The 25,155-nt window shown below is 36.4% G+C and carries 21 protein-coding genes and 3 pseudogenes; 7 read left to right on the plus strand and 17 right to left on the minus strand.

The window, feature by feature from the left end; all coding sequences use genetic code 11:
- The first annotated feature begins 94 nt into the window (after positions 1-94).
- Genes SSOP1_RS13950 through SSOP1_RS13960 form a run of 3 tightly spaced genes read left to right on the plus strand, consistent with a single transcriptional unit; the run spans position 95 to position 3,401 of the window.
- Positions 95-1,927, plus strand: coding sequence for an FAD-binding protein (locus SSOP1_RS13950; RefSeq protein WP_009989028.1), 1,833 nt, complete (start codon positions 95-97; stop codon positions 1,925-1,927).
- Between the two features lie 2 nt (positions 1,928-1,929).
- Positions 1,930-3,117, plus strand: a complete 1,188-nt coding sequence (locus SSOP1_RS13955) for an NAD(P)/FAD-dependent oxidoreductase (RefSeq protein ID WP_009989025.1) — start codon at positions 1,930-1,932, stop codon at positions 3,115-3,117.
- A complete protein-coding gene (locus SSOP1_RS13960; RefSeq protein WP_009989024.1) occupies positions 3,114-3,401 on the plus strand; it encodes a ferredoxin family protein in 288 nt (95 codons plus the stop codon). Before SSOP1_RS13955 ends, SSOP1_RS13960 begins: the two co-directional genes overlap by 4 nt.
- On the opposite strand, the gene SSOP1_RS13965 is transcribed toward SSOP1_RS13960, so the two are convergent.
- From SSOP1_RS13965 to SSOP1_RS13990, 6 genes are all read right to left on the minus strand, one after another.
- Positions 3,398-4,336 carry a PEP/pyruvate-binding domain-containing protein gene (locus tag SSOP1_RS13965; protein WP_009989023.1) on the minus strand — a complete coding sequence of 313 codons (939 nt, stop codon included), beginning with the start codon at positions 4,334-4,336 and terminating at the stop codon, positions 3,398-3,400. The two genes, SSOP1_RS13960 and SSOP1_RS13965, sit on opposite strands and share 4 nt — an antisense overlap.
- 61 nt (positions 4,337-4,397) lie before the next feature.
- Positions 4,398-5,165, minus strand: coding sequence for a formate dehydrogenase accessory sulfurtransferase FdhD (gene fdhD / locus SSOP1_RS13970; RefSeq protein WP_009989022.1), 768 nt, complete (start codon positions 5,163-5,165; stop codon positions 4,398-4,400).
- On the minus strand, positions 5,146-5,502 hold the full coding sequence (locus SSOP1_RS13975) for a helical membrane plugin domain-containing protein (RefSeq protein ID WP_009989020.1): 357 nt from the start codon (positions 5,500-5,502) through the stop codon (positions 5,146-5,148). Before SSOP1_RS13975 ends, fdhD begins: the two co-directional genes overlap by 20 nt.
- Positions 5,466-8,405: a formate dehydrogenase subunit alpha gene (fdhF, locus tag SSOP1_RS13980; RefSeq protein WP_009989018.1), complete on the minus strand. Its 2,940-nt coding sequence runs from the start codon at positions 8,403-8,405 to the stop codon at positions 5,466-5,468. Before fdhF ends, SSOP1_RS13975 begins: the two co-directional genes overlap by 37 nt.
- Positions 8,406-8,679: 274 nt before the next feature.
- On the minus strand, positions 8,680-9,156 hold the full coding sequence (locus tag SSOP1_RS13985) for a hypothetical protein (protein ID WP_009989016.1): 477 nt from the start codon (positions 9,154-9,156) through the stop codon (positions 8,680-8,682).
- Entirely contained in the window at positions 9,143-9,772 is a 630-nt protein-coding gene (locus SSOP1_RS13990) for a molybdopterin-dependent oxidoreductase (protein ID WP_009989015.1), read from the minus strand. The genes SSOP1_RS13985 and SSOP1_RS13990 overlap by 14 nt, the downstream gene beginning before the upstream one ends.
- A 799-nt stretch (positions 9,773-10,571) precedes the next feature.
- Here SSOP1_RS13990 and sso10a2 point away from each other — a divergent pair.
- Positions 10,572-10,886, plus strand: coding sequence for a chromatin protein Sso10a2 (sso10a2, locus tag SSOP1_RS13995; RefSeq protein WP_029552563.1), 315 nt, complete (start codon positions 10,572-10,574; stop codon positions 10,884-10,886).
- A gap of 11 nt (positions 10,887-10,897) precedes the next feature.
- On the opposite strand, the gene SSOP1_RS14000 is transcribed toward sso10a2, so the two are convergent.
- The 4 genes from SSOP1_RS14000 to SSOP1_RS14015 all read right to left on the minus strand — a co-directional run bounded on the left by SSOP1_RS14000 (position 10,898) and on the right by SSOP1_RS14015 (position 16,047).
- Positions 10,898-11,314, minus strand: a complete 417-nt coding sequence (locus tag SSOP1_RS14000; protein WP_010923986.1) for a DUF3211 domain-containing protein — start codon at positions 11,312-11,314, stop codon at positions 10,898-10,900.
- 93 nt (positions 11,315-11,407) lie between these two features.
- Positions 11,408-12,283 carry a mechanosensitive ion channel domain-containing protein gene (locus tag SSOP1_RS14005; protein ID WP_009990890.1) on the minus strand — a complete coding sequence of 292 codons (876 nt, stop codon included), beginning with the start codon at positions 12,281-12,283 and terminating at the stop codon, positions 11,408-11,410.
- Positions 12,284-12,454: 171 nt separating this feature from the next.
- Positions 12,455-14,083, minus strand: coding sequence for a hypothetical protein (locus tag SSOP1_RS14010; protein ID WP_009990889.1), 1,629 nt, complete (start codon positions 14,081-14,083; stop codon positions 12,455-12,457).
- A gap of 206 nt (positions 14,084-14,289) precedes the next feature.
- A complete protein-coding gene (locus SSOP1_RS14015) occupies positions 14,290-16,047 on the minus strand; it encodes an AAA family ATPase (protein ID WP_009990888.1) in 1,758 nt (585 codons plus the stop codon).
- 363 nt (positions 16,048-16,410) lie between these two features.
- On the opposite strand from SSOP1_RS14015, the gene SSOP1_RS14020 reads away from it, so the two are divergent.
- From SSOP1_RS14020 to SSOP1_RS14030, 3 genes are all read left to right on the plus strand, one after another.
- Positions 16,411-17,112: a creatininase family protein gene (locus SSOP1_RS14020; protein WP_009990887.1), complete on the plus strand. Its 702-nt coding sequence runs from the start codon at positions 16,411-16,413 to the stop codon at positions 17,110-17,112.
- Complete coding sequence (locus tag SSOP1_RS14025; RefSeq protein ID WP_009990886.1) at positions 17,109-17,492, plus strand: putative metallopeptidase; 384 nt, start codon at positions 17,109-17,111, stop codon at positions 17,490-17,492. Before SSOP1_RS14020 ends, SSOP1_RS14025 begins: the two co-directional genes overlap by 4 nt.
- A gap of 468 nt (positions 17,493-17,960) precedes the next feature.
- Entirely contained in the window at positions 17,961-18,926 is a 966-nt protein-coding gene (locus SSOP1_RS14030; protein WP_010923358.1) for an ISH3-like element ISC1439A family transposase, read from the plus strand.
- Positions 18,927-19,214: 288 nt separating this feature from the next.
- Here SSOP1_RS14030 and SSOP1_RS17210 read toward each other — a convergent pair.
- The 7 genes and pseudogenes from SSOP1_RS17210 to SSOP1_RS14070 all read right to left on the minus strand — a co-directional run.
- Positions 19,215-19,408 (minus strand): annotated as a pseudogene (locus SSOP1_RS17210) (IS256 family transposase); the annotation flags it as partial.
- Between the two features lie 101 nt (positions 19,409-19,509).
- Positions 19,510-20,422 (minus strand): annotated as a pseudogene (locus SSOP1_RS16650) (transposase).
- A 152-nt stretch (positions 20,423-20,574) separates the two neighbouring features.
- Positions 20,575-21,362: pseudogene (locus tag SSOP1_RS14050) on the minus strand (transposase); the annotation flags it as partial.
- Between the two features lie 355 nt (positions 21,363-21,717).
- Entirely contained in the window at positions 21,718-22,755 is a 1,038-nt protein-coding gene (locus SSOP1_RS14055) for a branched-chain amino acid ABC transporter permease (RefSeq protein ID WP_010923993.1), read from the minus strand.
- Positions 22,755-23,672: a branched-chain amino acid ABC transporter permease gene (locus SSOP1_RS14060; protein ID WP_010923992.1), complete on the minus strand. Its 918-nt coding sequence runs from the start codon at positions 23,670-23,672 to the stop codon at positions 22,755-22,757. The genes SSOP1_RS14055 and SSOP1_RS14060 overlap by 1 nt, the downstream gene beginning before the upstream one ends.
- A gap of 6 nt (positions 23,673-23,678) precedes the next feature.
- On the minus strand, positions 23,679-24,389 hold the full coding sequence (locus SSOP1_RS14065; protein WP_010923991.1) for a branched-chain amino acid ABC transporter ATP-binding protein: 711 nt from the start codon (positions 24,387-24,389) through the stop codon (positions 23,679-23,681).
- Positions 24,390-24,395: 6 nt separating this feature from the next.
- Entirely contained in the window at positions 24,396-25,142 is a 747-nt protein-coding gene (locus SSOP1_RS14070; protein WP_010923990.1) for an ABC transporter ATP-binding protein, read from the minus strand.
- Positions 25,143-25,155: the final 13 nt, after the last annotated feature.

The raw sequence follows: 25,155 nt of genomic DNA on the forward strand, positions 1-25,155 counted from the left end.
GGACTAGTTTATACTTTCTACTTAAGGACTTTAAATTACATCCTTTTTTGTGAAATCTTAAAAACTATCAAGAACATTCATTATAGAGGTAGAATTGCCGGAACTCAAAGTTGTTGTTTCAATAAAGCAAGTTCCAGATGTGGATGAATTAAGGATTGACCCGGTAACTAATAATTTGGTAAGGGAAGGAGTACCAGCTGTTATTAATCCTCCAGATTTACATGCAATAGAAGAAGCTGTTAGATTAAAGGAGAGATATGGAGCTAAAACTATAGTTATAACAATGGGTCCACCACAAGCTGATTCAGCACTTAGGGAGGCCCTAGCTATGGGAATTGATGAAGCTTATCTCATAAGTGATAGGGCTATGGCTGGAGCAGATACTTGGGCAACTTCCTATACGATATCTAAGGCGGTTCAAAAATTGGGTGGGGCGGATCTAATACTCTTTGGAAGAAGAGCTGTTGATGGAGAGACTGAGCAAGTCGGACCTCAAACTGGAAAATGGCTTGGACTTCCAGTTATAGGCTATGTCAGTGAGATAAAGAGCTTAGAGAAGGATAAAATAGTGGTAACTAGAACTACTGAATTTGATGAAGAGGTTATTGAGGCTCCCGTTCCCGTAGTATTAACTATATTGGAAGTTGCGAATAAGCCGAGACAACCTGATATACTAAGCCTAATTAAAGCTAAAACGGCTAAAGTTACGGTTTGGAATAAGGATGACATTAAGGCTGAGCCAAACAAAATTGGCTTAGCTGGATCACCTACTAAGGTAATAAAAGTTCAACCTCCACCTAAAACTAGAAAGGCTGAAATAATAGATGGTAAAAAGGATGTTGAAAAGGCCGCAAAATGGTTCTTAGATAAGATTTTTGAGTCGTTAAAGGAAGATGAGAGTACGTTAAAGGAGTACGTGAAGCCTAAACCAAAGGTTAAAGTAAATGGTGAAATCTGGGTATATATAGATCATATAGGAGAAAAACCAAACAGAGCGTCTTTTGAGATTATGGGAGAAGCGAGAAGGATTGCCGACCTAATGGATACAAGTCTTTCTGCAGTAATGGTTGGGGGAGAGGCTACGAAATCCTTAATAGAAGAGACTTTTGAATATGGGGCAGATAAAGTATATTTTGTGGAAACTAAGGGATTCGATAGATACGATAACGAAGTGTACACTAGAGCATTAGCCAAGGTAATAAAGAAATATAAGCCAGAAGCAGTCTTCTTCCCAGGGACTAAAAATGCCAGAGAACTTGCATCAACGACTGCAATTGAAGTAGATACTGGATTAATAGCTGATTGTACTAACTTTGACGTGGACGATAAAGGAGTTTTACTTTCAACAAGACCTGACTTTGGAGGTAAAGAAATGTCCACCATAATATGTCCTAGACATAGACCAGTAATGGTTACAGTTAGAGCTGGTGTATTCATGCCGTTACCCAGAGTCCCTGGGAGAAAGGGTGAATTAGCAAGAGAGGAAATTGATGACCTATTCACTAGACTTAAAGTATTAGACTATAGAGTTATAGAAAAGAGAAATATCTTAGCGGAGGCAGATATAGTGATAGGTGTAGGTAGGGGTATTAGAAGCCCAGAAAATATAAAGATGGCTGAGGAATTAGCCTCATTATTAGGCGGAGTAGTTGGCGTTTCTAAACCATTGGCAGATATGGGTTGGTATCCTAAGGATAGACAAGTCGGTCAAACTGGTACAACAATAAGGCCTAAGGTTTACATAGCATTAGGGATTTCTGGTGCAGTACAACACTTAGTTGGTATACTATCTTCCAGAAAGATAGGGGCCATAAACTTGGATCCAAGTGCACCAATCTTTGAGAATTGCGATTTCGGAGTAGTCGGTGATATCTTCGAGATATTACCTAAAATGATGGAATTGCTTAAGAAAAAGGAGGTAAGCTAGGAATGAAATTCGATATTGTTGTAGTTGGAGCTGGACCCGCTGGTTCATCTGCAGCTATAACTGCAGCTAGAGGGGGAGCTAAAGTCCTATTATTAGAAAGGGGTCCAGAGCCAGGTTCCAAGAACGTTTCTGGAGCAATGATAAGGTTAGAGGATTTCTCTTCAGTTTATGACATAGCTTCTATTCCAATAGAGAGAAAAGTAAAGAATGTTGATTTGATCTTACTAAGTGACTCAAATAGAACAAGAATAAGTGTAAATGTTGAATCAAATTTAGCAACTGTCGCAAGGTTGAAACTAGATAAATGGATGGCTCAACAAGCGGAAAAAGCTGGAGCACTACTGATAACAAAAACAACTGTATTAGGAGTTGAAAGGGAAGGAAACGAATATAAAATATCAACTGATAGGGGTGAAATAACTGCTGATAGAGTAGTATTAGCTGAGGGTGTGAATGCCTTAGTTTCAATGAAGGCTAATATAAGGCCAGATTTAACTCCGGATCATGCAGCGCAAACAGTTAAAGAGGTTTATAGTTTAAATAAGGATGAGATCAATAAGAGATTTGGATTTAAGGCTGACGACGAAGGCATAAGTTGGAGAATATTAGGGACAGACCCAGTTCCCTATGCTGGTTTCCTTTACGTATATAAGGATGCCGTGGCAATAGGTGCCGGAATTCCCATGAAGATACTTATAAAGAGAAAAATAACTCCTTATACTGTATTAGACGAGGTCAAGGAGAGACTGAACTTTAACGAGTTAGTTAAGGGAGCGTCACTAAGAGAATATTCGGCAAAGGTTATACCAGAATATGGTTTTCCTTCATGGAAAGCTTGTTCAGGTAAGGTTTATTTAGCTGGAGATGCAATAGGTCTTGTGGATCCATTGACATTTAATGGGATTGGTCCTGCAGTGGCTTCCGGAGTGGTTGCAGGAAAGGCTGCTTTAGAATCTTATGAATGTAACAAATATGAATACGAATTAATGAAAAATAAGGAAGTTAGAAGAGTTGTGAATGCCAGACCACTAGTAAAGGAGTTAATAGAAGAAGAAAACTTCAAATATTATGTGAAAACTATTAATGATCTCCTACACGGTTGGGTTTACAGTGACTTTTCTAAAGTTAAGTTAGACACGTCTAAACTACTTAAACACTTATTATTAGGTATGGGGGTGTTAAAGTCATGAGAATAGAGGAAAAACTTTACACTCTAAGATATAAGAAGGACGAACAACCCCATCTAGCCATTATTGATCCAAACAAATGTCTCAGATGTGAACAAGTTAATGGGGTTCCACAACCATGCATTGCAGTCTGCCCTGCAAATGTTTATTCATGGATCGATCAAAGAATTGTGATATCTTATGAGAATTGTGTTGAGTGTGGCGCTTGTAGAATTGCTTGTCCCTATTCTAACATCTTATGGAAGTATCCAAGATATGGGTTAGGCATAGCATTAAGGTATGGTTAAAATTCGGGATACAATCGCCTTATTCCTCTAACTTCCAATAAGTACACTTTTTTGTCCTCTATTGCCCACTCAATGTTTATATTTCTCTTGAAAATACTTTCTATGGCTATAGCCATGTTTGCAATTCTTATAGCATCATTATCACTTAAGCTCTCAGCCAATGCTTCTTCCTTACTTAGTTCAATGCTCTTTATCTTTTTCTCGGCGAAATCATAAGTTAATTTCATGACTTTTTCAGAAATTCTTTTACTTACTAATGATCTTGTAGCCTTACTTACTACGTATTGATCTGGAGTAACCATACCTTTAGTTACGCTTTCTCCAAGACCAAAAGATGACTCTATGACTACGTAATCTGGTTCTTCGGTTATGGGGTGTATTGAGAATGCTGTACCTGCACTAACTGGGTTTATCATTGTTTGGACAAGAATTGCCATCCCTGCTTCATTATGAGTTAAGATCCTATAAGCTATCGCTCTGGGATTAAAATACGACGCGATAACTCTCTTAATACTTGGAATGAGATTTTCCTGAGTAACAAATAAGTCTGTTTCGTATTCACCAGCAAAACTAGCACCACTTAAGGGGGATGTAGCTGTTGCCCTTACAGCAACGTATTTTGAACCTAATTGAGAGAACCTTTCATATATTTCTTTTTCCATTTCGTTTGGTAATTTCGATGCTATAATCATGCTTTTTATCATTTCGCTTCTCTTTTCCAGATCCGTCGTATCGTTTAAATTTACGGAGGATAGTATTCCTCTTATTTCGTCATCAAGATCTTTAATCGCTTCATTTACTCCTCTTGATGATATTATGAACCCTTTAGGGATGTTAAATCCCATCTTATATAATTCGCCTAGATAAGCGCTTTTTCTACCCACAATCGAGACCATTGACAAACTAACTTCGTCTAGTAAGTATGTATAGTTCATAAATTACATTTTGTTAAATAGGCTTAAAATACTACCTATTATTTATGTTGTAAAAGTTAATCTAATATATCCTTTCACTATGAGTGTAAATGTTTAAACTTTTTCCTCGGAGAAAACCTATAAGAGTTAATCCAGCTTCTTCGGCAATTTCAATAGCTAGACTAGTGGGGGCTGAAATTCCACAGATTATCGGTATTCCCGCTTTTATCCCTTTGCTAACGATCTCATATCCTAATCTACCGCTAACTTGCATAATATAATTACTTGCTGGGATCTTATCCTCCAGCAATAATCTACCAACTACCTTATCAACAGCGTTATGTCTCCCCACGTCCTCATATATAAATAATAATTCTCCTTGAGGGTTAAATAATGCAGTTGCATGAAGACCTCCGCTAATGTTGAAGACACTTTGTTTTTCCCTTAATTTTTCTGGAAATGAAAAAATGACCTCTCTTTTGACTTTTAAATCAGATTTAAGTATATTTAATGTGTAGAGGAAAGCCCTACCGCAAACTCCACAGCTTGAATTTACAATTAACTCTCTTATTCTTATTCCAATAGGTTTATTTAATTTAACCTCTATAACGTTATTCTCTACTTGCTTAATATCCTCAACGTCATGAATAGAGTTTATAACACCTTCTGAGTATAAAAAACCTAGCGAAAGTTCTTTATCATCTCCCGGTGTTCTCATTATTATCGCGAAGTCTTCACACTTCTCAAAACAAGTCCTTATATTTAATGGTTCTTCTACTGCAACAAAATCACTATCCTTATATGCCTCACTATCCTTAACCCTTACTAAGTCAAACCTCTTTACTCGCACTCCCAATCGCCTTAAGTATCTTTAGTAACAAATATAATCCTCTCTTCACATCTGGGTCGTTAAGCTGTTTAGTTAATTCAGTTAAACTGATATCCTTAGCTTCTTCTTTACCACTTAGTATACTATATATTATATTAATATTCCTTATCAAAACTGCGTTTTGTTCAGCTAGAAAGGCTAAATTTTGATCGAAAGTATTCATCATTCCTACTAACAAAGGCAAGATCCCAGTCTTTTGTAGAGTGTTGATTAGTTTCAAAAAGTTCTCTAGAGCCTCTCTACTCTCAATTAGCTGTTCAATTAACCCGTCAATGGCTTGAACTCCTCCCTCTTCCATTTTTTCTCCACCTCTATACCTATTTGTCTCCTCCTTTCATTGACATGAAATCTCCAGTTATCTAAAGGTAAAGGACTCTCACCTTTACCCTCCTCTATTTTCTCAATAACAACTGGAGTATCCTTATACCCTGGGGTACCACTAGCCTTATCTATTACTAACCCTGTTAAGTTATTTACACCCTTGGAAGGATCTGATGCATATAGTGGTATAAAGATCTCTTCACCTTCTACTCTATCACTAACTATAGCCCTTGCTTTAATCTCTCCACCAAATTTAGACTTAACAAGCACAAGATCACCGTTTTTGATTGAGTATTTAGAGGCTAACTCTTTAGAAACCTCTACAAATGTTTCTGGAACCTTTCTCCTTAACCCCTCAACTCTCCTAGTCATATTACCTACATGGAAATGCTCTAAGACCCTTCCAGTATTTACAGTTACTTTGTGAACTTCATCCTTAAGTTCTGGTGGTTTCCAGCTTAATGGGTAAAGTATTGCCTTGCCATCTTTAGTAGCAAATGCGTTTGTATAGAGCAATGGCGTATCACTCCCATCTTCATTAACTGGCCACAGTAGGCTATTAAATCCTTCTAATCTCGAATAATTGACGCCAGCAAATATTGGGCCTAGTTTAGCAATCTCGTTCATTATTTCTGCCGGATGATTATAACTCCAATTCGCTCCTAGTGCGTTTGCAACCATTTGTATTATTTCCCAGTCAGGTTTAGAATCACCAATTGGTTCCATAGCCTTGTAGAACCTTTGTATCCTCCTTTCAGTATTCACAAAAGTACCATCTTTCTCTAGGCTAGCAGCAGCTGGTAATATTACGTCAGCTAACTTCGCAGTCTCAGTTATAAACATGTCTTGTACCACTAGGAAGTCGACTTTCTCTAATGCTTGTCTAGTTAAAGGAGTCCCACAATCAACCATCACAGTATCTTCACCGACTATATATAATGCGTGGATTTTCCCTTCCAATACACCTTCTATCATTTGGGGTATCTGTAGTCCAGGATTTCTATTTAATTTCACACCCCAAGCTTCTTCGAATTTCGCTATTACATTTTCATCCTCTAGTTTTTGATACCCTGGTAAATAATTGGGTAAGCAACCGAAATCGCTAACTCCTTGGACGTTATTATGACCTCTCATTGGGAAAGCTCCACTACCGGGTTTCCCATAATTCCCAGTTATAAGCAATAGGTCTGAAATTATCGTTGAAGTATCAGCTCCACCCAAATGTTGAGTTACTCCCATTCCCCATAATACCGCCACACTATTAGCATTATGGATCATTTCAGCAAGTTTAATTATTTGATCTCTAGGGACACCAGTTATATCTTCAACGTAATCTAATGTAAATCCCTTTATAGATTCCTTAAACTCTTCAAAACCATTAACCCTCTTATCAATGAACTCTTTATCAATCCACCCCTGGTCAATAAGGTATTTAGCAACACCAGCTAAAACTGCTGCATCAGTTCCAGGCTTAGGTTTGATAAACAGGTCAGCCTTTTCAGCAATCTCATGTTTTCTAACGTCAATTACCACGATCTTTGAACCGTTTATCTTTTTAGCTCTCTTTACCTTGCTTCCTATTACTGGATGACTCTCAGTTGTGTTGTGACCAACAATTACAATCAAATTAGCGTTTTCGATATCCCTAATTGTTCCTGAATCTGCACCTATACCGACAGTTCTCCATAACCCAACAGTTGCTGGAGATTGGCAATACCTTGCTGAATTATCTACATTATTAGTACCTATTATAGCTCTTGCTAGTTTCTGTAGTAAGTACGCCTCTTCATTGCTCATCTTATCTGAGGCTATGAAACCTATGGAATCTGGACCATATCTCTCCTTGATCTCCTTCAATCTTTTAGCTATGTACGAGATTGCCTCATCCCAACTAGCTTCCCTAAACTTATCACCCTCCCTTATTAAGGGCTTAGTAATTCTTTCCGAGCTATTTACAAAATCCCAGCCGAATTTACCCTTTACGCAAGTTAGAATACCATTGGCTGGTGACTCAGGTTTTGGCTCAATTTTTAATATTTTCCTACCCTTAGTCCAAATCTCAAATGAACAACCAACACCACAGTATATACAGACTGTTTTAGTTTTCTTTATTTGTGATTCCCTAGCCTTAGCCTCTATCTCGCTAAAGGTCATTAATAAGCTAAAGTTATCCTCAGCTTTCCCTATAGCCTCTATTGCTTTTTTCTTTAAATCCTTATTAATCCAAGTGAGATAGCCAGCCTCTCCCAACATTGATTTTTCCATTAATGCGTTGACTGGACAAACAGTAACGCACGTACCACAATTTACGCATGAGGAGTTGCCTATGGGATTTCCGTTATCCCAAACTACTCTTGGAGGATTGAGATCCCAATTAATCCATATTACCTCATTTACTGCAAAATCTTGGCAAGCCTCAACACATCTACCGCATAGGATACATTGTGATGGATCATATATGTAAAAGGGACCACTTTCATCCGTTTGATAAGGCTTTTCTACGTACTTTTGAGAATTAATATTCAATTTTATTACAGCCTCGTGAAGTACGCAATCCCCATTATTATTCTCACAAATACTACAGTACAATTTGTGATATCTTAGTATTCTGGAGATTGCGGTCTTTCTTGCTTCCATAGCTCTTTTAGAGTTAACTGAGATACTCATTCCATCTTCGACTCTTGTTGAACAAGCTCTAACTAGTTTCCCATTAACCTCAACTAGGCATGAATCACAGCTCTCTATGGGAACTAATCCTTCATTGTAACATATGTGTGGAATGTAAATACCATTCCTCTTTAGTGTTGATAGAATTGTCTCTCCTTCATTAGCTAATACCTCTTTATTATCGATAACTAGTTTTATTGACACAAGACTCATCTCTTGTTGGAATCTTAAAAAGTTTGTTAACTAAAATTTTCAAAAGTTAAAAATAAGGGGCTTGATAAATTACTTACATAGGTGCACGCTATTAGAGTACATTTCTCTTCACTTTCGCACTCAAATATTCCATAACCTGAATGACAAATTAATGTCTTACGTATTGTATAGTACTTCCCCTTTTTAGGATACATAATCTAACTTTCTTAATACACATATATAAAGCTTTATTGGTAATTTTGGAATTTTTTCCTATTAAAAATCGTAACTTAGGTCACAAAAAGTAGTATAGATCAAGATAAACTACTACGAGATACATCATTATCCAAACTATAGGGATAATATATTTGAACAAGATAGGATTTTTAATGCCCTTCGAAAGAATTAACGACCCAACTCCAGAGACTGTGTGTAAAATGAAGAATAGCGCTAATGGAATTATCAAAACCAGATGTAGTTCTAAAGAATTTCCTCTATTTAACAAATTAAAAGTTAGTGTGCTAATTATACCTGAAGTCTGTGGACCAGCACCAAATCCCGTAATACCCTCTAAGATTGACAGTACTAGTAGGTAAATTGACGTGTTTTTTCTAAAATTAGGGCTGTAAATCGAATCCTTAAAATTTGGATCAAATAACTTGGTGGAAGCTATGGAAGTTATAATTAGCCCTAATAACCAAATTGGTTGATATACTATCGTGAAGGCTGGAATTATTGCTGAAGTAATCATTCCAATGTTACTTTTTCGCATAGTCAGGATACCCCAGAGATTCCCAATAGCCTAGAATGTTTTTAGATGTGAAGTGAAGTCTAACTAACCATTTAACGTAAGTATATCCCCACCATCCCGGTACTACAAGCCTAACTGGATATCCATGGACTTGAGGCAATGGTTTATCATCAGCCATATAAGCTATTAAAACATTTGGCTCTTTAGCCTTTTCTATCGGCAAATCTGCAGTGTAACCGTCAGCACCATATCCTACAACTTTTATCACATTAGACTTTGGCTTAACCATGTCAATTACATAGCTTAATGGTATCCCTTTCCAGAGGACATTCGCTCTGAGGAAATAGGGGTCTGAAACACATTGTATTGTATCCTTAACCTCAATTGAAGGCATGTTAAGTAAATCTTGGTAAGTCAATTTCAATGGATTCTCGATCTCGCCGTCTACAGTCAAGACGTAGTTATTCAGCATTATATCTGGTACTATTTGACTATATTGAACCACATACCAAGAACCAAATGGGGTTAAACCATTTTGTGCGTGCTGCATTTCACTAATTGACAATCTACCCAAGACCAATAACGATGAGGATATTAATAGTAGTTTTAAGAAATCTCTCCTATTTGTTAGCCTCATAAGTGAAATGGGAAATGATAAAATATTAAGGATTTTCCCAAATCTTAGCGACTGTTTAAAAAAGTGTGGGCAACAATTTCGTTCATTTGAAACTTAGTTTAAATTCCTCCAATACCAGTTCCGCCAGCAAGTGTTCTCATGTAGCCATCTTATTTGATATTATACAGTAAAATTAAATTAGGCTAGAAATTTCCACAATTAATCGTTTCGATCGAGATGCAGCCAATGAATTAGAACGTGAAAACAGCCTCTGAAAAAGGTTTATGTGCGAGGGTTACTAGATCCGTCTTGCTAACCCTCACAAAAACCTCACACATGAGTTTTTCTGTCAGTCCTTTCAATTTCTAATCCCGTAACTATCTTCAGATTAAAGGGCAATTCAAGTGTTTTTTGCGAACTCATTTTATTGCGAATATTTCTACGAAATTAACTAAATGAAGACGACTAATTAGCAGAGATACATGATTACCTACGTTAACATTTTTATAATAGTATTCTTTAGAAAATACAATTCGAAATGGACTCTTGAATCGCTCGCTAAATCCCGAAGATCAATTAACAGCCCTAGGAAATCCGTCAATTTCTCAAAAGATTAGTGAGGTACTGGTGTTGTTGGTTAAAATAAGTTTTTCCATAATTTACGTCGAAGTTACCGATAACTTATTGTAAAAAATTTTTATCATTATAATTTCCGTTAGACTTCAGTATCGTGTTCTAAATCTTGACATATGGCTATAATATTTTCACTGTTATTAAATTTTCCGACAATGTTTATAAACTTCAACTTATATATTATAGTATGCAACTTGAACGGCGTAAAAGAGGAACAATGGAAATAATGTTTGATATATTGAGGAATTGTGAGCCAAAATGCGGAATAACGAGAGTAATATACGGTGCTGGTATAAATTATGTAGTAGCTCAAAAATATTTGGATCAATTGGTAAAAGTAGGTGCTTTAAACATTAAAACTGAAAATGATAGAAAGATTTATGAGATAACTGAAAAGGGTAAGTTACTAAGGACTCATATCGAAGAATTCATAAAGATAAGAGAGAATTTGTATTCGGCTAAAGAGAAAGTTAGTGAACTTTTAAGAACAGACAGTGAGTAAACAAGGTGTAGCTAGAGTTTTCTCTTTATTCTTTCTAGTCGAATTTTCTCTTCAAATGTTTTCTCCAATTGATTTAGTCTATTCGATATATGGACTCTTAGTGGCAAATATATAATGTATAAGTTCTGGAGTAGTATGGTAATAACTATTTTATTTTCGATAGCTTGAATGTTTATTTTCCCAGAGACATTAGGTGGTCTTTCAAACTCAATAATGTGGGTAATATTATAAGATCCTACATATTCTCTACCTTGGAAAACAACCGGTAATTTCCCAATATCGCCTTCACATCTATAGAGTCTACTATCAGAGTTTAGGAGAAATTTTGTAACTGGAAGAACTAAAGGGATGAAAAATTCTGGATCGCTTAATATTTTAATTACAGCATCAATATCATGGTTAGTCATTATTATCTTTCGCCATTCCATTATATATTAATAAAATCCAGTGTATAATAAAGTTTAAACTCACTATACAATATAAGCTTATCATACATTTCTATTTTATACAAGTTTAGTTATTTAACCCTTTTTCTTAAGCTCCCAGTAAGCCTTATCAAATGCCCCATTAATTAAGTTCAATATACCATTAAGCTGTTTTATATCGTTAAAGTGCAAAATTACTGTAAAAGCATTAGTCCCTCCATTCTTCCCAGTAAAGTAGATTTCAGGTAACTGAATTTTTTCCTTAGAGAAAAAGTCATTAATATATGCCTTAGCTAAATTAAGTAAATCGTTGGCTGGTACATCTGCATTAACCAATAATTGGTAAGGATATACTAAGGAGTGCTCCGATTCTAATTTTTGAAATACAGTATTCCCTAGAAAAGCTGAATTTGGTATCTTAATAACGTTTCCATTAATTGTCTTAACTTCTGTGAAGAGTAGTGATATCTTACTGATTTCTCCAATTATCGGGTTTCCCCATATCCATGATATTAGTGAAACTGCATCGTTAAGTCTTATAGTTCTACTAGAAGTCACTAATATTCCCGATAATATATTCTGCGCAATTGTCTGGACTGCCAAACCAATCACAATACCACCTACAGCCCCACCAACTAGTACTCCAGTTAAGTTTACCTTTAACGCAGCGAGTATTACGAGAACGAGAATAGTATAAAATATAATATCAAGGGCGACTTTTATGCTAGACGCTGTGCTTTTCTCTAATCTAGTCAGTAATTGACTGTAAATCAAACCTTGTAAAATTCTTATAATATAAAAACCACCTATGGCTATTATAATAACTGTTATTGCAGTAAATGTATCAGATGTGTAAGTGGATATTTGGGGGAAGTAAAACGTAAGTGTCTTTAAAATTACGCTGGCTAAATAGTCTACAAGTGCCAAGATTACTAGAGCTAAAAGAACTTTAATGAGGGGTTTATAGTTCATACATTAGTACTTTCAATCATGGGTAATAAGAGTTATTGGTAAATTTTTATAGGAATATCGTATATAAAACAATATATATTTTAATAAAATAAGAAGATGCTAGGTAAACATAAAAATAGTGTAACACCATACTTATATAGAATCCCATGAAGGTTGAGAATGAAGGTCGTGTCAGCGACCGACTATGAGAGTCTTCATGGGTGTTTTTTCCAAGATCAATAAGATAAAAGGTAAGATAAGAAAGAATAAACTTACAAAGAACAGTTCATGTACTAAACTAGTGAGGGAGTTCTGGGAAATATTAGTTGTGAGCTCAAGAAAACCGTTGTAATTCTCAGCACTAGTCCAATATTCAGAATACGGTAATGAGACTACAAAAGGCGGATTACCATCATAAATTCTAATCTCCATATCGGAAATGCTATAATTGCTAACTGGGCTTCCATTTAAGTAATGTACCAGCCCGGTGAAATTCTCATTATAGTACACTAGAACTGGACCAAACGTCTTCACTAGTCTTAACCCGGTATAATTCATCTGCGATGTTGAAATAAGGTATTTCATTCCGTAGAATGGATTTGTAAGATTATGAATGAAGCTAGTGTCATAAATGAAACCACTAAATCCTGGTAAATATTGCAAATACTGGTATTGTGTCGCTAAAGAGTAAACATTATTTGGATTGTTTTGAGATAAGTAGTCATAAAGCTCATAATACCAACTGGGCATCGGTTGTGGTTTAAAAGAGAAGATTGAATAAGTTGTGGCTTGTAGACCTCCAGTATTGACAAGAAGTACTATCAATAGTAAAGAAAGTAAAGGTATTATGAATTCCCTAGTCCTCTTTAAGTAAAACAAACTTAGGTCTAAAAGACCAAAACTTAGTAAGTATACCTTAGTTTGAAAGGTTGTTATCGCAGCCAGTAACGCAGAAATGACTGGAATATCAAATCGAAAGTTCTGTAAGATGGCGTAAATTACAAGTAGAATTCCTACTGACGTGAGTGTAGCCAACGCGTACTTATTCCTATAAATAAATGCAGTTGTTATTACAATGGCAAATAAAAGTGCTGATACTATTGTGGAATAATACGCTAGTCCTAATCTTACTAGAGTATTCGATGGTGAAACCAGTACACTAGGAACAACGCCTATATATAGATAAACTTCCCATGAGAGTTCTGATAGAAATCCCAGTAGATCTGCTAGAATAGGATAGACTAAAAACAGATATTTTCTCTCCTTTATAGATAATAGAATAAAAGGTAACTGGAAAAATAAAGAGAAGAGGAACATTTGAAAGAAGAAGATCTGGCCAACTACTTCTACAATACTCAAATAAATGAGATATTTCAATCTATTCTTTACTTCATATAACATCTTGTACGTAAGGTAATACACCAGTGGTTGCAATGAGTAAACTAAAAGTATACCTTCACCATTACCATCATAAAATATTGAAATGGAAATAGGGTTTAATGTGAAAATTAAAGGTAAAATAAGCCTTTTAAAAAAATCACCTTTCCTTCCTAACGTAAAGTAGATCGAAATTGGTGCTATTATAAAGGCAAGAAAGTTTAACGTTTTTATTAAATTATTTTCTCCAATTAAGAGGGATAAATAATATTGTATTGTGGCTGATGGTGTGTATAATCCCGGATTAGTTGAGGGAAGTATTGTAGTATCTCCTAGAGTGTAAGGCGGAGATATCATGTAATTCCTTAGCGCTATTAAAAATACTACTATAAATATTGATAAATAAATTATATCATCTCTTTTTATTAGTCCTTTTGGGTGCATTAAAATCACCTAGATAAAGCGCTAATAGTAAAGCCAAGAGATATAGGAGGGATGAATAAAAGAGGAAAGGATATGAGACCAATCTAATACTATATAGAAGCATAGCCTCCAGTAGGAGTAAAAATAGAGAGATACCAATTAATCCTTTGATCCAGTTTTGCACGCTATTATCTTAATTGTTCTGGGATTAAATTTTTTCCCAAGCCTTATCTTCTTTCAAATCCGAATTTCTCGTACATAATCAACGTTTGTCTATCTAAGCTCGCCTTTACTCTTTTCAATACATCCATGAAATCCTCTAGTTTTACTTCAGTCCTCAAATTACCACTAATTGACGCCTCCTTTAATAGATTCCTCTTTACTTCCTCCACAACTAGTTTTAAATCTGCTGGAGTGTAATTCTCAGTAAGCTCAGCGACTTTCGAAATAATATTTCTATTAATAATTAAATCCTTAATAAGAACTTGTAATATTTTCTCTCTCCCATCCTTATCTGGTGGAGGGACGTAAATTATCTTGTCAAATCTCCCAGCCCTTAATATTGCGGGGTCTAAGTCCCAAGGCCTGTTAGTTGCACCAACAACTATTACATTATGAATTTCCCTTAAACCATCCATTTGCCTTAATAATTCCGTCAACGCATTTCTCCACTCATTAGTCATTCTATTCCTCGCTATCATATCTATCTCATCAATGAATATTATTGCCGGGGCATTATCTAGGGCAATATAGAATTTCTCAGCTATAATCTTTGGGGCATCCAGAGGACCAGCACCACTGACCTCTTCTCCAGATAGTTCTATGAAGTTGAACCTCAAATCGTTAGCTAGAGCCTTAGCAATGCTAGTTTTCCCTGTCCCCGGTGGACCATATAACAGTATACCTTTAACCGGATATATTCCCAGTTTCTCTGCAAACTCCTTGTTGGTTATGGGTAATACTATGGACTCCCTAATTATCCTCTTAACCTCTTCTAAATCCCCTAAATCGTTCCAAGAAATGTTGGGAATACCATACGTCTTTATTATTAATTTACTCCTCTCATACTTTCTAGCGATATTTTCAAATTTAATTATGGTTGAAAGTTGAATGGAGGGTTTGTAATTCTCAATCTCTCGTAGAAAGTCCTCAGTTTTTAAACTATTATTCTTACTTATTACCTTATCAGCAACGTTCTTAATATCCGCAGGAGAAAATCTCTCACTTTTCTTTGCCAATAAGGAATAATCGATGTCCTCTCTCTTTATGTAACCTTTCCATATCTCCTCTCTACTTTTCTCATCTGGTAAAGCAACGTAAATTACCTCATCAAATCTCCCTGGTCGCAAGAACGCTTCGTCAATCTCCTGAGGTACATTTGTTGCTCCGATTATTATCACCCTTAAGTTCTTATCGTGCAAATCTTGAAGTCTCATTAACATTATATTTACTAACCTATGAGTAACCTCATGTAAATCGCTTTGCCTACTCATTGCTAAGCTATCTAATTCATCTATGAATACAACAGCTGGAGTGTTAATTTCTACTTGATCGAAGAAGCTATCTAATAGGAGTTCACTTTCACCGTACCACTTACTCAATATTTTACTTGGCCTTAACTCAAAGTAAGCCCAGCCCAATTTATTCGCTAAAGCCTTAGCGATTGTTGTCTTTCCTGTCCCAGGTGGACCAAAGAGTATAACTCCATATGCTCTTCCCTCTTGTACAATTTTAGCTATTTCCTCTAATCTCATTTTGACATCTTTCAAATCATATACCTCATCCCATCTAATATTAGGAATATGAATCTTAGGTTTTCTACTTTTAGTCGTATTACCTATCATCATCCTCCTAGAGAAGTAAATCCAGAAAATTAATGGAACTAGAAAGAATAGTATTGTGAGAATTACCTCAATGATTAGCTGTAAAGTATTACTGCTTAATCCTAATCCTATAGTAGAGTTATTAGAAGTTACTGTTGCCATACATTTTAATCTTTCCTCTTAAACCTTTTATCTTTATATGATCCGAGACTCTCCAAATTCACCATATGAAGATTGCAGAAAGCTTCTCAAAAGGAATGATACCCTATGTTGTTAGGGCGATTCTGGGATCTATTCTGAATTGTAATTTATGAGTAGTATAAATATAAAAGTGTTAACACAATTAAGTATTTATTCTCCTTATAAACCGTTTTCACTCAGTTAAATTCGTCATGATTTTTGAAATATAGTGAATTTGCAATGAAAACTTGAATCGCTATGTTGTTAAGAGAAAGATCTATTGTCAGATCATGATATACTTATTTTTGGTAAAATATTTTTCTTTTAATATGGAACTTTTACCCAATGAAACTAGTAGAAATAACAAGGGAGGAGATAAGAGGAGATCTAGTAGGATTAGTACCAGTTGGAAGTATTGAGCAACACGGTCCTCATTTGCCAATGGGTACTGATGGCATTATTTCAGAATATATTGCCTCTAAAGCAGAGGAGAAATTAAAGGATATTACACTGCTTTTCCCAACGATATATTATGGTGTATCTTTAGAGCACAAGGGTTTTCCCTTTGTATCATTATCATTTCAAACTGCAATCTCATTCTTCACTGATTTACTTGAAAGTGTTTTCAACGATTTAGGATTAAGAAGAATAATTATAGTTAATGGACATGGTGGAAATTCGTATTTTCTTCCATTAGTTCAAAGGGAATTTAATATGAAACATAGCGACGCTAAAGTAATAGTTTTTAACACATTTGGCGAAGAGGAGAAAATTTTATTTAACGTAAATGATCTTCACGCTGGCACCATAGAAACGTCAAAAATTTGGGCAATAGGTAAGAGCTTGGTGAGGGTGAATAAAATAGATGAGATAAAAAATTATGAAGTTAGAGATGGTGTATTTATTTATTATTCCTCCAGAGAGGCCAATCAATTCGGAGTACTGAATGATGGTAAACCAATTCGAGTTAATGAAGAATACGGTAAAAAGATTTTAAGGGATTTGGTGGACAAGTTAATATGGACGATATTAAACTTTAAGGTATGATAAAGTATGTTAGGTCTCAAGACGGTGAAGAGTTGTTAAGAGATATTGTTATTACTCTAGGGTTAGACTACATTAATTTAGATCGGGTAAAAGTTGTGTACTCCTATGGGTCTAAGACTGAGGCCATAGCCAGAATTTGGGCTGTTCCTAAGATCGTACTGGAAACCTTTCAACTAGAACCGCTTTATGTCATAGAACTAATTTCAGAAAGGTTCAATCGATTATCTAATGATGATAAAATTAAAATAATGATTCATGAAATACTTCATATTCCGTTTAAGTTTAGTGGCGGATTAAGAGCGCATGGGAGTAAGGTGAATAGCAGAGAGGTCAATAAATTATATAAAAAATATATTAAATTAAAAGAAAGGAGGAGCTAATTTATCTTACCTTGCTGGAATAGTTTCAATTATCCTCTGTTTTTTGGCCTTCCTCTGTTGTATCATAGCTTTCTCATATTTTTCGTAACACATAAATATTATGTTTAGCTTGCTATCTTATAAATTTTCATTATTAACAAAATAAGCTTGGTTATATACCTTACGTTTTTTGCTTATACTAAATAAATGCTTTGTGGGATAGTTAAATGGGCGACAGTGGTGTTTCACCAATTTTACTCAAAATGATACAATTTCTATGGAAGAGAAAAATATCAGAGCGGAGTTAGAAAAATCGGCTTATTTCAACACAAGAAGCAAAAAATTTTCATATTTGTTGAAGAAACTAACAGAAAACGAGTTTATATATAAAGAGTAATACCATTTGTCTAGTATTATCAATAGAGGAAAGTAGGTGGAAGGACGAGATGAACAAGAAAAGGTTAAAGCGAGGGACTCCATAACTCCGTTATGCAAACCATACAAGTATCCAAAACGGAGCTGAAGTCCCTCGCTATAACTTTAGCAACAAACAATATTAACGTTATCTCTCAAGATCTAGACCCGGAAATAGTGAAAGCAGCACCATCCTTGCTAACCGGAAACAGAGGAAAATACTACTTGAAGGTAGTAAGACGAGGCGAGAAAGTAATTAGTAAAGGTCAGAGAACCTTCAAGTTCTACCCAATCTACAGAGAAGTAAAGGGAGAGATCAACGTAGTCGCTGTAGATGAGACCGGATTAACCGTGGGAGAAAAGGAACAAGAAAAAGCAGAGGGCTTTCTACTCTACAACTGGAAGAGAAAAGGAGTAAAGATGAGATCCTTGGACCTCGTATATCCCTTAAGGTTACCCCTCCTAGTGGAGGTAGCAGATTTGAGAAGCGACAGTCCATCACAGTTCCTACTCAGGAGCGTGAGGGAAGTAAGCCAATACATGGAAATAGATTACGTTGTAGCTGACGCCGGATTCTTGAACCTAGGGGTCATCAAGGAAATGCCCGTGAAGACCATTGTGAGAGGGAAGTCGAACTTGAAGGGATTCAAGGAACTATCTAACGTTCCATTAGTTGAGAAGAGATACGAGGTTAAGGACAAGGTTTACGTTGCGTATAGGGTCTTGAAATTTGAAGGGCTTTATTATTACGATGTGGTTTACGTTAAGGGAAAGCCGAGGCACTTTATGTTCGTGACGAACTTCGAGGGAGATCCCTATGAACTGGCTGAACTCTATAGGTTGAGGTGGCAGGTTGAGGAGGGTTTCAAGGTTAGGAAGGCAAGGATAAGGTATGTTAGGAAGTTGAGTAATAAGATCTTCTTGTTCCTCTATTACACGGTTCTGGATTCTGCGTGGAATCTAGTGAATCATCTTCTCTTTAACTTCAAGTCCACGTGTAAGAAGGTTTTGTCCTTCGATTCATTCGTCAAGCTTCTCTAACTTTCTCGGTGTTCAGAGGAGACTATGCACGTCGTTTTCACCACGTGAGAAAAATTCAGAATTCTCCTCTTATTATTAGAATTGTACGCTATATTTTTTGCAAATTACCTTAACATGTTATGTTTCATAATAATTTTATTGTTTTTCTCTATATCAATCTCTTTTTGAAAGGACTAATATTATATCTTTCAAATGAAATAATTTGGTGAAACACCACTGAATGGGCGATTCATGTTTCCATTGCGAATTGTAATATTCACTATGAATTAAGATAATTCGATGAAGAAATTATTGTGAATATTTCTGATAAAGCGAGAAGAATAGGTACAATGTAATATTATTACAATAATGAGAAAATAGGTTAATAGGTTATAGTTATTAGCTATGGTTCGAGCGATCTGGAGCATCCTCCAAGGGGAGTGAAACTTACCGAATCTCCTTTCCAAGAGGGAGTTGAAGGACTCGATTAAGTTATTAGATTCACTTCCAAAGTTCCTTGGAAGCTGAGAGCTTCCGGTATAAAACCTTTCCGTGAAAAAATCGAGCATAGTACACACTACTTATTCAAGTGATATCACCTGCTTTACTCGTTAGCATCAAAGGGCTTATTATAATACAGCACAGCCCAAGTAATAACAGCAAGCTTCCTGGCACAAGCAGTAATCAACTTCTTACCCCTAAGCCTACCCTTATGCTCCTCGTAAAAACGCTTGATAATAGGATTAACCTTGATAGCAATCAAAGCTGCAAGGTAGAACTCCTCAAAACAGCATCACCTAGATATGCCTCTCGATACAACACCGGACTCAACAAGAGGATCGAGACCACAATAAGCAACAAACCTCTTCTTGTCACCAAAACGCTTAACATCACCAACCCTTGCTAAAATTATACAACCCAGCGTTCTGCCAATACCCAGAAATCGTGAAGATCAAACTATCCTTAGGAACTGCATTTTTAAACCTTTCCTCAATCTCCCAGCCTCAAGCCTCTCCAACTCACCCAGAAGGAAACCTCAGATAACACTATATTATCCTCCCCTCTCAATACTTCATTCAAGTTCTTCCCGGACAAACTGTCCTTATAGCCTAGAAGTATTAAATCCCTCCTTAACCTGTTCTTAACCCTAGCAATACTCCTTGTGATAAAATCCCATTGGCTTGTTAACTCCTTAGCCTCACTCGTTGTAAGCTTACTGCCCATACTTACAACTAGCTCAGCGAGCTTTTTATCATTCTTGTCACTCTTCTTATCCCCAAAGTCCTTGAACTTCTTGAGTATGAGGGGATTAATAATCCTCACGTCGTACTCTTTACCCAAGTACTTAGCCAAGTTAATGTGGTAAACTCCCGTACTTTCTATAGCCACTTTACAGCCCTTAGGCAAGACTTGCTTTACTCCTTCAGCTTATTATTAGTGAACTCGTAGTATTTACCTTGGAAATAGACTACTAATTTATCTCTTGATACATCTATTCCGGCAACTGGGGCCTCCATGTATACTCACCCTTATTCGGGCTTCAAGCTCAACTTCCGGTCCGAATTGGAGGAGGCCAAGCTACTGTCCGAGCTTCACTCCCAGGGGTTTGTAAGGCCTCAACCCCAGTAAGATCTCTATTGCATAGATCTGAATAATATGTTTTATATATAAGGTAACTCAAGAGCCTCGGGCAGGTCTCGGGCTTAATTTCACCGCTCTCTGCAGAGGAGATGATGTTTAACGCCTCTCTCCTCCTCGGTCGCGTTGCGCTTGAGGTGAACTAGGCATCCTAGCCTTCTTACTTGAAGTTCAGCCAGAGAGATCTTATCCAACGCCTTAGTTCCATCAACTACCATCAAGACGAACTATACTTCTTCCAAACCCTAACCAAGAGCCTCCAATAACCCATGGCGTTCTTCTCTACACTTAAGGTTATGTCCAGAACGGCCCTCTTGCCTTCCTCTGTCACACCAATCGCAGAGAAGGACCCCCTTCCTCCCTTGAGCTTCACGTACTTCCCATCAACTATTACATACTTGAAATCACCACTCACTTGGATCTCGAGCATCCACAGCTTGGCGTTCAACTTACCTCCTAGCACAGAATAGACGGTCATCAGAGCCTTGAACACCTTCTCCTCCCTTAATAACCTTTCCTCCACTTGAGTCTTCACCCTTCCCTTATCACTGTACAGTACGGGTAGTTCCACTGAGATTCGCTCTAGCTTGTAAATGTCTTCTCTCCCTTTTAACATGATCTTGAATCCCTTGAGGAATCTGTACTTTGCGTAACCTTTCCTTCTTATCTTCTTACCCCTCACGTGTTTTGGGCTAGTCTTATCAGCCTCTTCTAAGGCTATTTTCTCAATCTCCTTGACCGATTTGTTTAATAGGGCGTCTTCAGATAGTATATTGGGGACGAGCATGAGTTTCCGTTGAGATGTTTAAGCTCTTCTATGACCTCACTTCACTGAGTGAGGTTGTAGAGGGCTTTCTCTTCAATTGTTATGGTTTCCATGATATTACCTCACGCTCGTCTCTTATTAGTATTATCGAAAATGTAGAATCAATTATTCTTATCTGTTTTTAGAGAAACAAATTGAAATCGCAAAGGAGCTCTGAATCGCTCTTTAGAATAGAAGACATTGCTTTTATCTTTCCTTTAGAATTAAAAGTCTCTATTTTTAAGGCCCGAGTCAGTTTCGTACCTGGTTAGTTTGGTTGTCCTCGGATGTTCTACTTTATAGAAATTCAGCTCCGCATTTTATTAGTGGTATCAGATAACTTATAACAAGAAAAATTTCTTTAACTAGTTAGGTTTTCTGGTCCTTAGCTTTCGGTTTTACTAATGGTTTGGCTTTTTCAACTACGATACCTTGAGGTCGTAATATAAGGATTATTGTTAGTACAAGTCCAAATAGCATATACTGTAGCCATACTGCATCGAAATGCAGATAATATCCTATTGTCTGCTTATACAAATCGATAACGTGATATAAGGTGGAATATATCAGGGCACCTAGCAATGCACCTATTGAAGTCCCTGCGCCTCCCAATATTAGCATTAAATACGGGTTAAATGACCACGTTAAATTATCGAATGCACCTGCAAATACTGAACCTATGTAAAAAGCGTAAAGTGATCCTGCTACACCGGCAAGAAATCCTCCCAACGCCATTGCCTTACCTCTGATTACACCTATATCTCTACCTAAAACTTCTACTAAATCCTCATTTTCTCTAACAGCTCTAAATGCTCTTCCCATTGGAGAGTTTGATATTAAATTGAATAGAAGTAGCATAATTAGTGAGAATACTAGCAACAATATTGATATCTTGTAATATAAACTAGCTCCTTGACCTAGAAGTGCATTAAAAACAGCGGGAACTTGAACGCCTACTGTACCTCCTACTATTGGTGGATAAGTAATCCCTACTACTACTAGTGAAGTCCCAGCTACTAATAGTAATATTCCCAGATAATCTTCTCTTAATCTTAAGGCTGGATAGGAGGAAATATAACCTAAGGTTGCTCCGACTATCCCAGCTAGAGCTAAGGTAAGAATTAAAATGGCGAGAGCCATTAATGGTTGTTCAAGCAATTTATCGTTTATTTCTGCTATTATAGAGGGATTATTAAGAATATAATCACCGTGAAGTCCATATATTATTTGCAAAATCCTCCCAGGTACTGCTCCAGCTATGAAGGCTCCTCCAGCATATGCTAGGACTCTACCGAAATTTGGAACTCCAGTTAATCCTATTTCTACATTTAACGATATTACTACCATTAAATATACTGAAAAGTCTAGGAGTATGGCTAAAATGAGGGAGGAAATATCTACTACCATTATTTCACCCTCACTCCCATAATTCCGTTTGGAGCTATCAGGAGAACTGCTGCTACTACTATAAGAGGAACCAGTGTTGAATACTGGTTAATAACGAAAGGACTCACTCCTATTAGTGGAGACAGATAGATTGATAATTCAGTCATGATGTATTTTTCTATGAATCCCTCAATGAATCCACCAATGAATCCACCGAATAGGCTCATTAGACCTCCTAGTACACTTGCTGCGAATATACTTAGTAATATCGAGTACGCTAATGTAGGTGAAAATACAAATTGTAGAGGATATAAGGAGCCGGCAGTACTTGCTATACCTCCAGCTAAAAACCAAGAAATCGCCTTAACTAGTTTCGTGTTTATACCCATGCTTTCAGCTAGTGACGAGTTCTCAACTGTAGCCCTAATGGATATTCCTAATCTAGTCTTATTCAAGAAGATATAAAGTGAGAGTATGAATGCTATTGCTAAGATGATGGAAATTAGGAAAACAGCTCTAATCCCTCCTATTTCGTAATCTAAGAATCCTAGCGTTACATCTCTAGATTGCACATTATACACATAGCCAAGATAACTTGCATATGCGTTTAATCCTCCATACAGTAAAATGGAAAAGGCTAGAGTAGCAACCATTTGTGATACTAAACCGCCACCTCTCATACTTAACGGCAGTAACACACCATAGTATTGGAGTAATGCAATTGCCCCACCTAATAAGAATGCGATAGGTAGCGAAATGTACGGATTCTGTTTTAAGACTTCGGCTATGGTAAAGGTCATATAGGAACCAAACAACAGAAAGATACCGTGAGCGAAATTAGGTACTTTAGTTGTTAAGTAAGTTAAAGTTAGGGAGAGACTTGATAAACCAAGAATCGAACCGTAAACTATTGTATTTATAATCAGAGGATCTATCATTTTGACTTACACCCCTAAACCTAAGAAGATTTTTCCTAAGTCAGGATTTGATAAAAGTTCTACTGGTTTACCTTTAAAGAGAACCCTTCCACTTGTGAACAAATACGCGTTATCAGCTATCTCTAGAGCTTTCTTCGCATTTTGTTCCACCAATATTATTCCCACCTCAGTTAAATCCCTTATCTCAACAATCTTTTTAAAGACCTCATTAGCTATTTTAGGAGCTAACTGAGCTGTAGGTTCGTCAAGAAGTAATATCTTAGGTTTTCTTAATAATGCTAGCGATATGGCTACCATCTGTCTCTGCCCCCCACTTAACTGATATACTTTTCTCTTTAAGATGTCTCTAATCTGACTAAATAACGTAAATATAATTTCCATCCTCTCGTTATATTCATTTTCACTTAGATTATACGAGGATAGTTTGAAATTCTCTTCGACAGTTAATGATCTAAACACATTATCAATTTGAGCAACGTAAACTAATCCTTTTCTAGATCTCTTATAGGGAGGAAATCTAGTTATATCATCTCCCTCAAATATTATTTTCCCAGATATTACGTTAGTTAAACCTACTAGGGTCTTAAGGAATGTGGACTTCCCACTTCCATTAGGTCCTACAATAGTTATGATTTGCTTCTTACTTGCAATAAAATCCACATCGAATAGGATCTGTAATTTGCCATAACCCGCATTAAGTTTAACCGTCTCTAACATCTGCCATCACCCTAGATACGCATCTACTACGGTGGGGTTATTAAGCACATCATTTACTGAACCTTTAGCTATTACCTTTCCCATGAACATTGCATACACGTAATCAGCATAATTAGCAACTATATCTAATCTATGTTCCACAACAAAGATCCCTATGTCCCTCTTGAGATCTGTAAGGATATTCAATATTTCTTTTGCTAATTGCGGATTGACTCCAGCCAATGGTTCATCCATAACCAAAAGCCTAGGTCTAGTCATTAGTGATCTCGCAATTTCCAGTAACTTTAATTGTCCTCCACTTAATTCTCTTGCCGGTCTATCCCACAACCTATCCAACTTCACTATTTTTAAAATATTATATGCCTTTTCTGCTAACTCTTCTTCCTCCCTAAGCCAAATGGGCTTAAACAACGATCTAAGTATTGATTCACCCTTAATTGGCGATATGCCTAAAATTACGTTATCCAATACTGATAAATTAGGAAAAATCTGTGGGTTTTGAAAAGTTCTAACTATTCCTAGTTTATACAACTCGTGGGGTTTCTTTCCAGTTATGTTTCTATCTTCAAGAAAAATACTTCCAGAGTCTGGTTTATAAATGCCAGTTACAACGTTGATTAAAGTCGACTTCCCGCTTCCATTAGGTCCTATAAGTAAAGTGAATTTGGAATTCTCAATCTCTAATGTTACACTATCTAATGCCTTAATACCACCGAAATACTTAGAAACGGAATCCAATTTAAGAAGAGACAAAAAACAACACCCC

It is taken from the genome of Saccharolobus solfataricus (assembly GCF_900079115.1).
GTDB lineage: Archaea > Thermoproteota > Thermoprotei_A > Sulfolobales > Sulfolobaceae > Saccharolobus > Saccharolobus solfataricus.

Excerpts from the sequence above, each read along its gene's own strand:
- SSOP1_RS13960 (WP_009989024.1), top strand. The coding sequence starts at position 3,114 with ATGAGAATAGAGGAAAAACTTTACACTCTAAGATATAAGAAGGACGAA.
- SSOP1_RS14065 (WP_010923991.1), bottom strand. The coding sequence starts at position 24,389 with ATGTTAGAGACGGTTAAACTTAATGCGGGTTATGGCAAATTACAGATC.
- SSOP1_RS13965 (WP_009989023.1), bottom strand. The coding sequence starts at position 4,336 with ATGAACTATACATACTTACTAGACGAAGTTAGTTTGTCAATGGTCTCG.
- SSOP1_RS14015 (WP_009990888.1), bottom strand. The coding sequence starts at position 16,047 with ATGGCAACAGTAACTTCTAATAACTCTACTATAGGATTAGGATTAAGC.
- SSOP1_RS14005 (WP_009990890.1), bottom strand. The coding sequence starts at position 12,283 with ATGAACTATAAACCCCTCATTAAAGTTCTTTTAGCTCTAGTAATCTTG.
- SSOP1_RS14060 (WP_010923992.1), bottom strand. The coding sequence starts at position 23,672 with ATGATAGATCCTCTGATTATAAATACAATAGTTTACGGTTCGATTCTT.
- sso10a2 (WP_029552563.1), top strand. The coding sequence starts at position 10,572 with ATGCAACTTGAACGGCGTAAAAGAGGAACAATGGAAATAATGTTTGAT.
- SSOP1_RS13975 (WP_009989020.1), bottom strand. The coding sequence starts at position 5,502 with ATGGAAGAGGGAGGAGTTCAAGCCATTGACGGGTTAATTGAACAGCTA.
- SSOP1_RS14000 (WP_010923986.1), bottom strand. The coding sequence starts at position 11,314 with ATGGAATGGCGAAAGATAATAATGACTAACCATGATATTGATGCTGTA.
- SSOP1_RS14055 (WP_010923993.1), bottom strand. The coding sequence starts at position 22,755 with ATGGTAGTAGATATTTCCTCCCTCATTTTAGCCATACTCCTAGACTTT.
- SSOP1_RS14030 (WP_010923358.1), top strand. The coding sequence starts at position 17,961 with ATGCAAACCATACAAGTATCCAAAACGGAGCTGAAGTCCCTCGCTATA.
- SSOP1_RS14020 (WP_009990887.1), top strand. The coding sequence starts at position 16,411 with ATGAAACTAGTAGAAATAACAAGGGAGGAGATAAGAGGAGATCTAGTA.
- SSOP1_RS13990 (WP_009989015.1), bottom strand. The coding sequence starts at position 9,772 with ATGAGGCTAACAAATAGGAGAGATTTCTTAAAACTACTATTAATATCC.
- fdhF (WP_009989018.1), bottom strand. The coding sequence starts at position 8,405 with ATGAGTCTTGTGTCAATAAAACTAGTTATCGATAATAAAGAGGTATTA.
- SSOP1_RS13985 (WP_009989016.1), bottom strand. The coding sequence starts at position 9,156 with ATGCGAAAAAGTAACATTGGAATGATTACTTCAGCAATAATTCCAGCC.
- SSOP1_RS14010 (WP_009990889.1), bottom strand. The coding sequence starts at position 14,083 with ATGCACCCAAAAGGACTAATAAAAAGAGATGATATAATTTATTTATCA.
- SSOP1_RS14025 (WP_009990886.1), top strand. The coding sequence starts at position 17,109 with ATGATAAAGTATGTTAGGTCTCAAGACGGTGAAGAGTTGTTAAGAGAT.
- SSOP1_RS13955 (WP_009989025.1), top strand. The coding sequence starts at position 1,930 with ATGAAATTCGATATTGTTGTAGTTGGAGCTGGACCCGCTGGTTCATCT.